Annotated in this window: 12 protein-coding genes; 3 read left to right on the forward strand and 9 right to left on the reverse strand. The window is 59.9% G+C overall.

Features of this window, described 5'->3' with window-relative positions:
* Positions 1 to 211: 211 nt before the first annotated feature.
* Together ercA and EAH78_RS24975 are read left to right on the forward strand one after the other, a co-directional pair.
* Positions 212 to 1,375 carry an alcohol dehydrogenase-like regulatory protein ErcA gene (ercA, locus tag EAH78_RS24970; protein ID WP_007949305.1) on the forward strand — a complete coding sequence of 388 codons (1,164 nt, stop codon included), beginning with the start codon at positions 212 to 214 and terminating at the stop codon, positions 1,373 to 1,375.
* Positions 1,359 to 3,092 carry a PAS domain-containing hybrid sensor histidine kinase/response regulator gene (locus EAH78_RS24975; RefSeq protein ID WP_140669960.1) on the forward strand — a complete coding sequence of 578 codons (1,734 nt, stop codon included), beginning with the start codon at positions 1,359 to 1,361 and terminating at the stop codon, positions 3,090 to 3,092. Before ercA ends, EAH78_RS24975 begins: the two co-directional genes overlap by 17 nt.
* Here EAH78_RS24975 and EAH78_RS24980 read toward each other — a convergent pair.
* From EAH78_RS24980 to copC, 6 genes are all read right to left on the reverse strand, one after another.
* Positions 3,085 to 3,957: an aldose 1-epimerase gene (locus tag EAH78_RS24980; RefSeq protein ID WP_140669962.1), complete on the reverse strand. Its 873-nt coding sequence runs from the start codon at positions 3,955 to 3,957 to the stop codon at positions 3,085 to 3,087. The genes EAH78_RS24975 and EAH78_RS24980 overlap by 8 nt on opposite strands.
* Positions 3,958 to 4,116: 159 nt before the next feature.
* Positions 4,117 to 5,025, reverse strand: coding sequence for an SMP-30/gluconolactonase/LRE family protein (locus EAH78_RS24985; RefSeq protein ID WP_140669964.1), 909 nt, complete (start codon positions 5,023 to 5,025; stop codon positions 4,117 to 4,119).
* A gap of 35 nt (positions 5,026 to 5,060) precedes the next feature.
* Positions 5,061 to 5,882, reverse strand: coding sequence for an NAD-dependent epimerase/dehydratase family protein (locus EAH78_RS24990; protein ID WP_140669966.1), 822 nt, complete (start codon positions 5,880 to 5,882; stop codon positions 5,061 to 5,063).
* Between the two features lie 316 nt (positions 5,883 to 6,198).
* Entirely contained in the window at positions 6,199 to 7,497 is a 1,299-nt protein-coding gene (locus tag EAH78_RS24995; RefSeq protein WP_140669968.1) for an OprD family porin, read from the reverse strand.
* 166 nt (positions 7,498 to 7,663) lie between these two features.
* Positions 7,664 to 8,524, reverse strand: a complete 861-nt coding sequence (gene copD / locus EAH78_RS25000) for a copper homeostasis membrane protein CopD (RefSeq protein ID WP_140669970.1) — start codon at positions 8,522 to 8,524, stop codon at positions 7,664 to 7,666.
* A gap of 3 nt (positions 8,525 to 8,527) precedes the next feature.
* Complete coding sequence (copC, locus tag EAH78_RS25005; protein ID WP_140669972.1) at positions 8,528 to 8,890, reverse strand: copper homeostasis periplasmic binding protein CopC; 363 nt, start codon at positions 8,888 to 8,890, stop codon at positions 8,528 to 8,530.
* A gap of 138 nt (positions 8,891 to 9,028) precedes the next feature.
* Here copC and EAH78_RS25010 point away from each other — a divergent pair, with 138 nt between their 5' ends.
* A complete protein-coding gene (locus tag EAH78_RS25010; RefSeq protein ID WP_140669974.1) occupies positions 9,029 to 9,649 on the forward strand; it encodes a TetR/AcrR family transcriptional regulator in 621 nt (206 codons plus the stop codon).
* Positions 9,650 to 9,782: 133 nt separating this feature from the next.
* Here EAH78_RS25010 and preA read toward each other — a convergent pair whose 3' ends face one another.
* The 3 genes from preA to hydA form a co-directional block, all read right to left on the reverse strand.
* The gene (gene preA / locus EAH78_RS25015) at positions 9,783 to 11,057 is read right to left on the reverse strand and encodes an NAD-dependent dihydropyrimidine dehydrogenase subunit PreA (protein ID WP_140669975.1); all 1,275 of its coding nucleotides are present in this window, start codon (positions 11,055 to 11,057) and stop codon (positions 9,783 to 9,785) included.
* Entirely contained in the window at positions 11,058 to 12,425 is a 1,368-nt protein-coding gene (locus tag EAH78_RS25020; RefSeq protein WP_140669977.1) for an NAD(P)-dependent oxidoreductase, read from the reverse strand.
* A 153-nt stretch (positions 12,426 to 12,578) separates the two neighbouring features.
* Entirely contained in the window at positions 12,579 to 14,018 is a 1,440-nt protein-coding gene (gene hydA, locus EAH78_RS25025) for a dihydropyrimidinase (protein WP_140669979.1), read from the reverse strand.
* Positions 14,019 to 14,243 lie beyond the last annotated feature (225 nt).

Below are 14,243 nucleotides of genomic sequence, written 5' to 3' on the forward strand. Positions count from 1 at the left end.
CGCAGTTCTACTGTGGGAGCGGGCTTGCTCGCGAAGGCGATTTGTCAGGCAACATTAATAGTGAATGTCAGGGCCTCTTCGCGAGCAAGCCCGCTCCCACATTTGATCTGTGGTAGGCACAAGATCTTGCTACCCATTGGTCTGATTGCATTCGCAGCCGGATGGTTTAGTGTGGGTTCCATCTTCCAAAACAATAAAAACAGGCTTTCCAATGAGCCAGAGTCTCAGCCAGCTGCGTAAGTTCGTGTCTCCAGAAATCATCTTCGGTGCCGGCTGTCGGCACAATGTCGGCAATTACGCCAAGACCTTCGGTGCCCGCAAAGTTCTGGTGGTCAGCGATCCCGGGGTGATTGCCGCCGGGTGGGTTGCCGATGTCGAGGCCAGCCTGCAAGCCTTGGGTATCGACTACTTCCTGTACAGCGATGTCTCGCCTAACCCACGGGTCGAAGAAGTCATGCTCGGCGCGGAGCTGTACCGGGAAAACCATTGCGATGTGATTGTTGCCGTCGGCGGAGGCAGCCCGATGGATTGCGGCAAAGGCATCGGCATTGTAGTTGCTCACGGACGCAGCATTCTCGAATTCGAAGGCGTGGACACCATCCGTGTGCCCAGCCCTCCATTGATCCTGATTCCGACCACTGCCGGCACGTCGGCTGATGTGTCGCAGTTCGTGATCATTTCCAACCAGCAAGAACGCATGAAGTTCTCCATCGTCAGCAAAGCGGTGGTGCCGGACGTCTCGTTGATCGACCCGGAAACGACCCTGAGCATGGACCCGTTCCTGTCGGCGTGTACCGGCATCGACGCGTTGGTGCACGCCATCGAAGCCTTCGTCTCCACCGGTCACGGGCCATTGACCGATCCCCATGCGCTGGAAGCGATGCGGTTGATCAACGGCAACCTGGTGCAAATGATTGCCAACCCCACGGACATCGCCCTGCGCGAGAAGATCATGCTGGGCAGCATGCAAGCCGGGCTGGCGTTCTCCAACGCGATTCTCGGCGCGGTGCACGCGATGTCCCACAGCCTCGGCGGGTTCCTCGATCTGCCCCATGGCCTGTGCAACGCGGTGTTGGTGGAACATGTGGTGGCGTTCAATTACAGCTCGGCGCCGGATCGCTTCAAGGTGATCGCCGAGACGTTCGGCATCGATTGCCGCGGGCTGAACCACCGGCAGATCTGCGGGCGGCTGGTGGAACATCTGATTGCGCTCAAACACGCGATCGGCTTCCACGAGACCCTTGGCTTGCACGGGGTCAGTACGGCGGACATTCCGTTCCTGTCGCAACACGCCATGCACGACCCGTGCATCCTGACCAATCCGCGCGAATCCAGTCAGCGTGATGTCGAGGTCGTCTATGGCGAAGCCCTCTGACGATCAGCAACGGGCACTGGCGGGGTTACTCGGGTTAGGCAGCCATTCGGCGCGCAAGAGTCATTACCCGGAACTGGCCGCGCGGCTCGACGAACTGGAAGCCGAGCGCAATCGCTATAAATGGTTGTTCGAAAACGCGGTCCAGGGGATTTTCCAGGCCAGCCTGCAAGAAGGCATGCGGGCCGCCAACCCGGCGTTGGCGCACATGCTCGGTTATCAGGACCCGCAAGAGGTGCTGTTTTCTCTGGCGGACCTGGCGAGCAACCTGTTTGTCGGCGGCGTCAGTGAGCTGGAAAACATCGGCGAAATCCTCAAGCATCAACGCAGCCTGCACGGGTATGAAACCCAATTGCGGCGCAAGGACGGCAGCAGCCTCGATGTATTGATGAACCTGTTGCTCAAGCCCGATCAGGAAGGCCTGGTTGAGGGGTTTGTCGCCGACATCACCGAACGCAAACAAGCCCAGCAGCGTTTGCAGCAACTCAACGATGAACTGGAGCAGCGGGTCGCCGCGCGCACCGATGAGTTATTGGAAGCCAACCGCAACCTGCAACAGCAAATCACCCAGCGCAAGCAGATCGCCGAAGCCTTGCGCGATGCCCGCGACGCTGCCGAAGCCGCCAATCGCAGCAAGGACAAGTACCTCGCGGCGGCCAGTCACGACTTGCTGCAACCGCTTAACGCCGCGCGCTTGCTGATCTCGACGTTGCGTGAACGAAAACTGCCGGACGTTGAACAGGTCCTGGTCGAGCGCACTCATCAGGCGCTGGAAGGGGCGGAAGACCTGCTCACTGATTTGCTGGATATTTCCCGGCTCGATCAGGCCGCGGTGAAACCCGACGTTGCCCTTTATCGTCTCGACGAATTGCTCGGGCCGCTGGTGTCCGAATTTCAATCGGTCGCCGAGGCCGCAGGGTTGAACCTGCGGGTGCATGTCGGCGAGTACGCCATCAGCACCGACCTGCGCCTGATGACGCGCATCCTGCGTAACTTCCTCAGTAATGCCTGCCGCTACACCGACGAGGGCAGCATCCTGCTGGGCGCAAGGCGCCGCGGCGAAATGCTGCGCCTGGAGGTCTGGGACACCGGGCGTGGCATCGCCGCAGACCGACTGGATTCGATTTTCCTGGAGTTCAACCAACTCGATGTCGGACGCGCCGCCGACCGCAAAGGTGTGGGGTTGGGGTTGGCCATTGTTGAGCGCATCGGCAAGATTCTCGGTTATCGGATTCGGGTTAAATCGGTGCCGGGACGAGGTTCGATGTTCAGCATCGACGTACCGATTTCCCATGAGGTTCCGCTGCCGATCAGTCAGGCTGCGCCTCAGTTGACCACGGGCAATCCTTTGCCGGGTCGGCGCCTGCTGGTGCTGGACAACGAAGTCAGCATTCTCGAGAGCATGAGCGCGCTGCTGGGGCAGTGGGGGTGCGAGGTGGTCACGGCCACGGATGAATCCTCAGCGCTGGCGGCGCTGCGCGGGCAAGCGCCGGAACTGATCCTGGCGGACTATCACCTCGATCATGGCGTGGTGGGCTGCGATGTGGTCAGGCATTTGCGTGAGCATTACGGCCAGGTGATTCCGGCGGTAATCATTACGGCGGACCGCACGGATCAGTGTCGACGCTCGTTGCAGCGACTCGGCGCGCCGCTGCTGAACAAGCCGGTGAAACCCGGCAAGCTGCGCGCGGCGCTCAGTCAGATGCTTGGCGTTATCTGAGCGCGCGATACTGCAGGCTGAACCCAAGCTCTGCGCACTGACCTTGCTCCAGCAACCGCAAACCCGGTCGACCGGGCAGGTGATGCGCGTTGACGGGGTGGCTCACCGGTTCGATGCAGAAAAACTCCAGACCGACCGGGCAATAGAGCAGGTAGTAATCGCTGCCGGTGGCCTGGCATTCCAGCGCATAGCCGAGGTCAGGTTGCTCGATCAGGCAATGGCCGTCCCAATGGCAGAAACCGTTGTCGACCAGGGAGGCGGGTAAGGCGCCCAGTTGACGGAAATCCCAGTCGGCGGGCAATTCGATCAACTCGGTTGGCAGTTTCGAGCCATCGCATAACCAGACTTTCTCGGCCTTGGCCTGTAGCTGCGTGTTCGCCGTGCGCGGAAAGTAAGGGTGCAAACCGAGGCCATGCCACGCGGCGCGGTCGGCCAGGTGTGTGACCTGTAATTCGATGTTCAACTGGCCCTTGCTCAGATGAAACCGTTGCCGGGCGCGATAAGCGAACGGCGTGCTGCTGTCGAGTTGCAGGATCACTTCATTGGCCGATTGCGACACCACCTGCCAAGGTTGCTGCCAGGCGCTGCCGTGGATGGGCAGCGGATCGGTGAGGCTGTTGGGCGTCAACGCCAGCCAGCCCTCGGGGCAATCGAAGCCACCATCGGCGATGCGGTTGGACCACGGCGCCAGTGGATAGCAACCGAGTTTGCCCGGCAAGCCAGTGTTCAGCGCCTGGGCGTCATTGTGACGGAGCAGCGGTTGTCCCGTGCTGCGAACTGTCCAGTTGACGAGGCTGCCACCGAGCTCGGGGGCGAGGGTGAGGTAGGTGAGTTCGTCTTCGAGTTCGAGAATTTTTGGTGTCATGGACATTTCCGCATACTGATGAGCTGTTGTGGCGAGGGGGCTTGCCCCCGTTGGGCCGCGAAGCGGACCTCGGCATTATTCAGTCAGACTGCACAGACGCCAATGACGACTGCTTCGCAGCCGACCGGGGGCAAGCCCCCTCACCACAGGGGGCGGGGCTTATCTTGTTAATGCAGTCAGGGAATCATTGAACAGCGGTTCCGGCAACCCGGTAACGCCCGGATCGAGGGCAAACACACCACCGGCCAGGGACTGTTCATCATGGTCATCACCAGGGCGAATCGAGGTCACAAACAACGTGTCCAGACGACTGCCACCGAAGGCGCACATGCTGGGTTTCTTCACCGGGACGGCGAGGGAGCGATCCAGTCGGCCGTCAGGGGTAAAGCGGTGAATCACCCCGGCGTCATTGCCGCAGATCCAGTAGCAACCGTCGGCATCCACCGCCGCGCCGTCAGGACGCCCGGGGAACTGATTCATGTCGACGAATAGACGCCGATTGGACGGTGTGCCGCTGTCGATGTCGTAATCAAAGGCCCATATCTGTTGGACCAAGGGATGGGAATCCGACAGGTACATCGTCCGTCCATCCGGGCTGAAACCCAGGCCGTTCGGGACGATAAACCCGCCCAGTCGTGCCTCAATCGGCCCTCGTTGACCGGCGCTGTAGCGGTAAAGCGCGCCGTCGGCCGCGTTGGCGCCCATGTTCAACACCATGCTGCCCGCCCAGAAGCGTCCCTGACGGTCGCAACGACCATCGTTCAGGCGCATGTCCGTGCGGGCGTGGTCGACGTGGGCGAGCAATTGACTGTCGAGGCTGCCGTCGTTTTGTGGGTGCAGATGGAAGAACCCGCTTTCCATCCCGGCCACCCAGCCGCCGTCGCGGTGGCGGGTAATGCAGGCGAGCATCTCTGGCGCGGTCCACACATCGACGTGTCCGCTGGCGGCACTCCAGCGTTGCAGGGCCCCGGCAGGAATATCGACCCAGTACAGGGCGTTTTCCTCGGGGACCCACACCGGGCATTCACCGACAGCGTTACGGGCATCGACAATCAATTCGGCTTGCATGGCCACTCATTCCCTTGGTTTTTTGTTGTTGGGGGTCAGTCGCCGAACGGGCCTGACGCGACAAACGCACCACCTTGGTAAACCATCGCCGGGTCATCAGCGGCCGGCATCGGTTGGGTCTCGATTTTTTCGCGGAATACTTCGGAGTTGTCCTGTGGTTGATAACCCAGGCCGGATGCGAAACGGTTGTCCCACCAAACGTTCTTGTTGTCGGACACGCCATACACCACGGTGTGGCCGACGTTCGGGGCGTACAACGCGCATTCCAGCAATTGGGTCAGGTCGCCGAAGCTCAGCCACGTGCTCATCATGCGGCGGTTTTGCGGTTCCGCGAACGAGGAGCCGATACGCACGCTGACGGTCTCGATGCCGTAGCGATCGAAGTAAAAACTGGCCATGTCTTCGCCGTAGGACTTGGACAAACCGTAGTAGCTGTCCGGGCGACGTGGGGAGTGGGCGTCGATGACCTGGTCTTGCTTGTAGAAACCGATGACGTGGTTGGAGCTGGCGAAGATCACGCGCTTCACACCGTGGCGGCGCGCGGCTTCATAGATGTGGAACACGCCGCAGATGTTGGCACCGAGGATCTGCTCGAACGAGTGCTCGGTCGACACGCCGCCAAAGTGCAGGATCGCATCCACGCCTTCGACCAATTGATGCACGGCTTGTTTGTCTGCCAGGTCGCACGGCACGACTTCTTCGCGGTCATCGATCGCTGGAGCGAGGTCGGCGATGTCCGACAGGCGAATCACATTGGCATAGGGGCGCAGGGTTTCGCGCAAGACTTTACCCAGGCCACCGGCGGCACCGGTCAGCAGCAGGCGATTGAAAGGGAGGCGGGTGGTTGTAGTAGTCATGGGAATCCTGGACAAACAGTTGTTGTTATCGAATCGTTGTAGGTTGTCGTACGACTTTGCTGAAGTATCGTAAGGCTCTCCGGGTCTTGTCAACGCAACATTGGTTGAAATGGACGGAGGGTCGTTCCTCATCAATCAACACATTTATTCTGTGGCGAGGGGGCTTGTCGGAACGCCGCATCGCCCCGTTGGGCTGCGCAGCAGCCCCAAAACTTAGACATATAGACCGAGTTCATCAGTTTTACGACTGCTGCGCAGCCGAACGGGGGCAAGCCCCCTCGCCACAGGGTCTATGTCAGTCAGTGAAAGATTGGTATTACAGCAGCGAAATCGGGTAGCTGATGAACACGCGGTTCTCGTCGAATTCGTTGGTGCTGAAGCTCTTGCGAATGCTCGCGTTGCGCCATTTCACGTTGAGGTTTTTCAACGGACCGCTTTGCACCGTGTAGGCCAGTTCGGATTCACGGCCCCATTCTTCGCCGTCGGTGATCTTCCCGGTGTGCACGTTATCACCGCTGATGTAGCGGTTCATCATAGTCAGGCCGGGCACGCCCAGGGCGACGAAGTTGTAGTCGTGGCGCACCTGCCAGGATTTTTCCTGGGCGTTATCGTAGCTGGAGTTGTAGCTGTCGTTGGCCAGCGTGCCGCCGCTGGTGCCGTTGACGCGCATCCATTGATCATCGCCAGTGAGCTTTTGCAGGCCGACGTAGAAAGTGCTGCCGCCGTATTTGGCCGAGAGCATGGCGAACGCGGTTTTGTTGTCGAGGTCGCCGTCCAGGGCGCTGCCGTTTTCCTTGCCGATGAAATAGCCAAGGTTGGCACCGAGGGTCCAGTCACCGATCGGCTGGCTGTGGCTCAGGTTGAAATACTGTTGCTGGTAGATGTCGCTGAGTTCGGCGTACCAGACGCCGACCTGGGTGCGTTTGTCATTGAACGCGTATTCACCGCCACCGAAGTTGAACCGGTCAGAGGTGATGGCAGCCGATTTGCCGTTCATGAACATGTCTTCCATGCTCGCATCGTTACGCGGGCTGTTCTTCTGGAACTGGCCGCCGTAGAGCGTCAGACCGCTGATCTCGGTGGACGTCAGCTGGCCACCCTGGAAGGTTTGCGGCAGCGAACGGCCGTCGTCGGAACGCAGGATCGGCAACACCGGCATCCACTCGCCGACCTTGATTTCGGTCTTCGAAATCTTGCCTTTGAGCGCCACACCCAAGCGGCCGAAATTGTCGACCGGGCGGCCATCGCTGTCGATCGGCAGCAGTTGCGTACCGCCGGTGCCTTTACCGCCGTCGAGCTTTTGCGAGAACAGACCGAGCACGTCCACACCGAAGCCGACAGTGCCCGGTGTGAACCCTGACTTGGCGTCAAGAATGAAGTTTTGCGTCCACTCCTCAGCCTTGCCTTGCGGATACGCCGGGTTGGTGTAGTTGCGGTTGAAGTAGGCGTTGCGCAGGTTCAGCGTGGCCTTGGCGTCGTCGGTGAAACCTTCGGCATGGCTGGTCATCGGCAGGGCGAGGGCCAGGCCGCTGCAACCAATGAGGCTCAGGGTATGACGGCGTTTGAAAATCTGATTTGGGGTGCGGGCGGACGAATTGCGGACGAGCTTGCTCACTGTGACGCTCCCATACTTCTTGTTGTTTTTATTTTTGTCATACGTCGTCGTACAACATTGCCGGCGATTATTTGCGAGGGCTTGAGGGCTTGTCAATCAGAAGTTGTACGATGACCTTGCGCTGTAGGTGCAGATGTCGAAGAAACCGGTAGGAGCCGAGGGAATGTCAGCTGGAGATCATGGGGGGCATGGTGCCGAGGAGGGACACTGCTGCGACCGCGCCCATCCCCAGCATCCATTCGAGGATCACGCTGGTTTTAAGAGTCGACAGGCGCTGCTCGCAATCATTGATGCGCAGGCGATTGAACAGCGCCAAACCGAGCATCGCCGTAATCAGCGCGACCTTGATCAACAGAATCAACGCAAATCCAGTAAACAACGGTGTCGGCCAAAACACTCCGGTCAGGACCCGAACGTTGATCAATCCGGTAATCAGCAACCCCGCTACCAAGGCGTAACCGACACCACTGAAACGCATCAAAATGGCTTTGACAGGTTGCTCTGCGGGCTGCCGCAAGATCATCACCAACAGCATCAATCCGCCGAGCCAGGCGCCTACGCAGGTCAGGTGAACGACTTGATTGAGCATCAACAACTGGCCGCTCCGGCCATCCAGCATGGCGCCGTGACCGACCGGTGCGAGGGTCGCCAGCAACAGACAGGCGAGGCCGATTCTCAGCGGCTTGTTCGCCTGCCACGGGCTCATCAGCAACGCCACCAACAACCCATTGAGCAACAAATGCCAGCGCCAGACCTGACCGAAAAACGTGTTGCCCAACACCAGATGCAGGGTCGACGGATCGAACGCCGCCTCCCACGCGCCGGCCATGCTCGCGGTGATCAGCAGCAACCAGGCAATGCCGCTGGCCAACGCTACTGCCGCCAACCAACGACCGGTCAGTTCCAGCTTTCGATCGAGGTGTTCAGCGCGGCCATTGAGCAGCAAGGGCCGAAACACCCACGCACCGAACAGCATCAGCACCATGGTGAAATGCACAAAGCGACACAGCACCATCGCGCTCGTCATGAATTACTGGCCAACCTTGAAGCCGTAGGCGCCTTCACTCTTGTGGGTGTCGACGGACACCGCGTGCCACTCGACTTTATAGGTGCCCGCGGTCAGCGGTTCGGCAGGCGTGACGATCAGGGTTTTCTTGTCGCTGCCTTCAGTGGCGAGGCTCTTGACCGGCACCGCAGCGCCGTCCTTGGTGATTGTGACCTTGGAGAACGTCGCTTCAACGCCTTCGGAAAACTCCAGGCGCAGCTCCGATGGCGAACTCACGGTGCTGTCGGCCGCCGGGGTCTGGCCTTTCAGATGGGCATGGGCCCATACCGACGACGCGACCAGCAGCGAGCCGAGGAGGGCGGTGGTGACCAGGGCTTTTTTGAGCATCGTGAATACCTCTGAGGCAGGTTCGAAGTGGCGCCAGTTTACCCGCCGACAGCTTAGTGTCGAAGTTTCGTTTTAGCCTGTCGCCGTGACGTAGAGCCGGATGCTAGTCTTGGTCAACGCTGGTGTCAGGGAGCCCTCATGGGCAATCACAAGATCGGGATTCGTCGCAGTAACGTCGAGAAAATTCTGCTGGGGGCGGAAAAGGTTTTCGCCGAAAAAGGCTTTGGCGGCACCGCCATGGCCGACATCGCTGCCGAAGTGCAATTGCCGCGCTCCAACCTGCATTACTACTTCAGCACCAAGACCGAGCTGTACAGCGCGGTGTTGTTCGATCTGCTGGAAGTGTGGAAGCAGGACGCGTTGTGCTTCGAGATGTTCGACGATCCGCGTGTGGTGCTCAGCAGTTACATCCGCGCCAAGATGAACCACTCGCGCAGTCGGCCTTACGGCTCGAAAGTCTGGGCCAACGAGATCATCCACGGTGCGCCGACATTGGGCGAGGCGCTGGACGTCAGCCTGTACGACTGGGCCAAGATGAAAGAAGCGAAAATCCGTCAGTGGGTGGACGACAAACGCATCCTGCCGGTGGAGCCTTCGAGCCTGCTGTACATGATCTGGGCGTCGACCCAGCACTATGCGGACTTTGATCATCAGGTGAACATTTTGAATGATCACCAGCCGTTGTCGGACATGCAGTTCGAGCGGGCGGTGCAGACGGTGACCAGTGTGATTTTGCGGGGGATCGGGTTGGAGCCTTGAAATTTTCGGTGCTGCAGCCGTCCCCTTCGCGAGCAAGCCCGCTCCCACATTAAACCGCGCTCCTCCAGATGGAATGCGATCAAATGTGGGAGCGGGCTTGCTCGCGAAGGCGTCAGTTCAGACACTAAAAAACTTATACCGCGACATGGTACGGATTCCGCGGATCATGATTCCAGTCCAGAAACGGCTTGCCCGTGTCCATCGGCACCATCTCGATGCAGTCCTGCACCGGGCAGGTGATCTGGCACAGATTGCAGCCTATACACTCCTCATCAATCACTGAATACTGATGCGTCCCGTCCGCCTGCGTCAGGCTGGCAATCGCCTGGTGCGACGTATCCTCGCACGCAATGTGGCAGCGCCCACACCCAATGCACGCTTCCTGATCAATCTTGGCGATCACCTGATAGTTGATATCGAGGTACTTCCAGTCCGTGGTGTTGCCCACGGCCCGCCCGGAAAATTCCGAAATGCTGGCGTAGCCCTGACTGTCCATCCAGCGTGACAAACCGTCTTTCATCTCCTCGACGATCCTGAAACCGTGCAGCATCGCCGCCGTGCACACCTGCACCGAACCGCTGCCTAGCGCAATGAATTCCGCCGCATCGCGCCAGCTACCGATACCGCCAATACCGGAGATCGGCAGGCCTTGGGTCTGTGGGTCACGGGCGATTTCGGCAACCATGTTCAGCGCAATCGGCTTCACCGCCGAACCGCAATAACCGCCATGGGTGCTTTGGTTGCCCACGGCCGGGTTGGCGACCATGCGCTCGAGGTTGACGCTGGTGATCGAGTTAATGGTGTTGATCAGCGACACCGCATCCGCACCGCCACGATGAGCCGCGCGGGCGGCGACGCGGATGTCGGTGATGTTCGGTGTGAGCTTGACGATCACCGGCAGCGAGCAATACGTCTTGCACCAGCGGGTCACCTGTTCGACGTATTCCGGCACCTGGCCGACCGCCGCGCCCATGCCGCGTTCCGGCATGCCATGGGGGCAGCCGAAATTCAGTTCTATGCCATCGGCGCCGGTGGCTTCCACCAACGGCAGGATGAATTTCCACGACTCTTCGACACAGGGCACCATCAACGACACGATCATCGCGCGGTCCGGCCAGTCCTTTTTGACCTGGGTGATTTCCCGCAGATTGATCTCCAGCGAGCGGTCGGTGATCAGCTCGATGTTGTTGAAACCCACCACCTCACGGTTGGCGCCGAAATGCGCCGAATAGCGCGATGACACGTTGACCGCCGCCGGGTCTTCACCCAGGGTTTTCCAGACCACGCCGCCCCAACCGGCTTCGAAGGCGCGGACCACGTTGTACGCCTTGTCGGTCGGCGGCGCGGAGGCCAGCCAGAACGGATTGGGGGCTTTGATGCCGGCGAAGACAATCGAGAGATCGGCCATTTACGCAGCCTCCACGTTGAGCATCAGTTGAGCGTTGATCGCCTCGGCGGCGCGTTTGCCGTGTTGTACGGCTTGCACGGTGAGGTCCTGATCGAGGCTGGTGCAGTCGCCGCCGGCATACACGCCGGGGATGCTGGTGCGCAGTTGTTCGTCCACCTCAATCCGCTCGCCCTGACGCTTGAGCTCGCGGGCCAGCGGATCGGCGAGGGCGCTGCCATCAAAGGCCTGGCCGATGGCTTTGAAGATAGCGTCAGCGGCCAGTTCGAAAGTTTGCCCGGTGGTTTGCAGGCGACCGTCCACCAGATGGGTACGGGCGAAGCGCATGCCGCGCACGTTGCCTTGGTCGTCGAGCAGCACTTCTTCCGGTTGTGCCCACGTCAGCAAACGCACCTGATTGGCCTTGGCGATGTCCTGTTCGTGACCGGTGGCGCCCATGTCTTCCACGCCACGGCGGTACACCAGATTCACATCGCGAGCGCCGAGACGGGCCATTTGCACGGCCATGTCGATGGCGGTATTGCCGGCGCCGAGGACGATGCAGTGGTCCGCCAGCGGCAGTTGAGTCAGGTCATCGGCCTGGCGCAGTTCGCGAATGTACTCGGTGGCGGCGAGCAGGCCCGGCGCTTCTTCGTGGGCCAGGCCGAGTTGTTTGCTGGCATTCAGGCCGAGGCCGAGGAACACCGCGTCGAATTGTTGATGCAAGTCGCTCAGGGTCAGGTTCTCTCCGAGCTTTTGCCCATGACGGAGTTCGATGCCGCCGATTTGCAGGAGGAATTCCAGCTCCTTTTGTGCGTAGTCGTCTACCAGTTTGTACTTGGCGATCCCGTATTCGTTGAGGCCACCGGCCTTTTCCCTTGCTTCGAAAATCACCACGTCATGGCCGTGCATTGCGCTGCGATGTGCGCAGGACAAACCGGCCGGGCCGGCACCGACTACGGCGATGCGTTTACCCGTGGTGGCGGCGCGCTGGAAGGGATGTTCACTGAAATGTGCATTGTCCACCGCATAACGTTGCAGCAAGCCAATCAAGACTGGTGCGCATTCATGGTCGTTGTTGCGCACGCAGGCTTGCTGGCAGAGGATTTCCGTCGGGCACACACGGGCGCAACTGCCACCGAGGATGTTCGCCGAGAGGATTTTCTGCGCGGCACCCTGAACGTTTTCCTGATGGATATTGCGGATGAAGGACGGGATGTCGATCTCGCTGGGACAGGCGTTCACGCAGGGCGCGTCGTAGCAATACAGGCAACGCGAGGCTTCCAGATGAGCCTGACGGTCGTTGAGCGGCGGCGCCAGGTCGGTGAAATGGCCGGCGAGGGCGGCGGCATTCTCGTAAGGATGCGGGAGGTGGTTCAGGGTCTTGATCACGGTTTCAGCCTCACGGTGATGGAGGTGCTGCCTCTGTCGGGCATTGGTTTTTGTGTTGCCTGTTCTGGCCCCTTCGCGAGCAAGCCCGCTCCCACAGGGTATGCATTCCAAATGTGGGAGCGGGCTTGCTCGCGAAGGCCGAAGGCCTCGATCTCAGCGGTTCACAGATTTTGGCTGGAGCAGTGCAGCCCGCTTACTCAGCAAATCAAACACCGCCGGATACGCCGGCCGTTCGACATACCGTCCCGCCCCCCGCTCAGCCCGCAAATCGCCATCGGCCCAGACCACGCGGCCCTGGCTGACGGTGTGGCTCGGCACACCGCGAACGGTCTTGCCCTCAAAGATGTTGAAGTCGACCTGCTGGTGATGAGTCTTGGCTGAAATCGTCCGTGTGCCTTCCGGGTCCCACAGCACCAGGTCTGCATCGGCCCCGACCCGAATCGCGCCTTTGCGCGGGTACAGGTTGAAGATCTTCGCGGTGTTGGTGGAGGTCAGCGCGACGAAGTGCTGCATCGACAGACGCCCGGTGTTGACCCCTTCATCCCAGAGCACCGCCATGCGGTCTTCGATACCGGCGGTGCCGTTGGGGATTTTGCTGAAGTCGTCGCGGCCGGCGGCTTTTTGTTCGGCGCAGAAGCAGCAATGGTCGGTCGCAGTGGTGTGCAGGTTGCCGGACTGCAGGCCATGCCACAGTGCCTCTTGATGGCCGCGAGGACGGAAGGGCGGGCTCATTACGTAACCGGCAGCGGTCTGCCAGTCCGGGTGTTGGTAGACGCTGTCGTCCAGCAGTAGATGCCCGGCCAGCACTTCGCCGTAGACTTGTTGGCCCTTGCTGCGGGCATAGGTGATTTCATCGAGGGCTTCTTTGGTCGAAACGTGCACCAGGTACAGCGGCGTGCCGAGCGTCTCGGCGATGCGGATCGCCCGACTGGCGGCTTCGCCTTCAACCTGCGATGGCCGTGACAGCGGATGCGCTTCCGGACCGGTGATGCCCTGGGCCATCAACTTGCGTTGCAGGTGATAGACCAGCTCGCCGTTTTCGGCGTGCACCGTCGGCACCGCGCCCAGTTCCAGGCAACGCTCGAAACTCGCCACCAGTGTGTCGTCAGCGGCCATGATCGCGTTCTTGTACGCCATGAAATGCTTGAAGCTGTTGACCCCGTGATGGCTGACCAGCTCCGCCATGTCCTCGCGCACCTGCTCGCTCCACCAGGTGATCGCGACATGAAAGCCGTAATCCGACGCCGACTTCTCGGCCCAGCCGCGCCACTGGTGAAACGCTTCCATCAGCGATTGCTGTGGATTGGGAATCACGAAGTCGATGATCGACGTGGTACCACCGGCCAATCCTGCCGCCGTGCCGCTGAAAAAGTCTTCACTGGCCACGGTGCCCATGAAGGGCAGTTGCATGTGCGTGTGCGGATCGATGCCGCCGGGCATCAGGTACTGACCACTGCCGTCGAGCACTTCGGCACCTGCCGGCACATCAAGATTATCGCCAATGGCTTTGATCACGCCGTCAGCGCAATAGACATCGGCGCGGTAACTTTCATCATGGGTAATAACGGTGGCGCCACGGATCAACAGAGACATTCCGAGTTCCTCGCAGGCAATGACCGGCTTATGCCGGTTCTAGGTGTTTTATATAAAACCGTCGCCAACAGGTGTATTCCTGTCAACGCTGTCAGGAATTGAAGCTAGTCTGAGTTTATGAAATCAGCAAGAATATTTTTTATATGCTTATTACTGATTTAAGTGTCTGATTAATAACGATTAAAAACATAAATCACCAAAATGGTGAGGCTCCTCACCATTTTG

It is taken from the genome of Pseudomonas arsenicoxydans, assembly GCF_006438915.1.
In the GTDB taxonomy this organism is placed as follows: domain Bacteria; phylum Pseudomonadota; class Gammaproteobacteria; order Pseudomonadales; family Pseudomonadaceae; genus Aquipseudomonas; species Aquipseudomonas arsenicoxydans_A.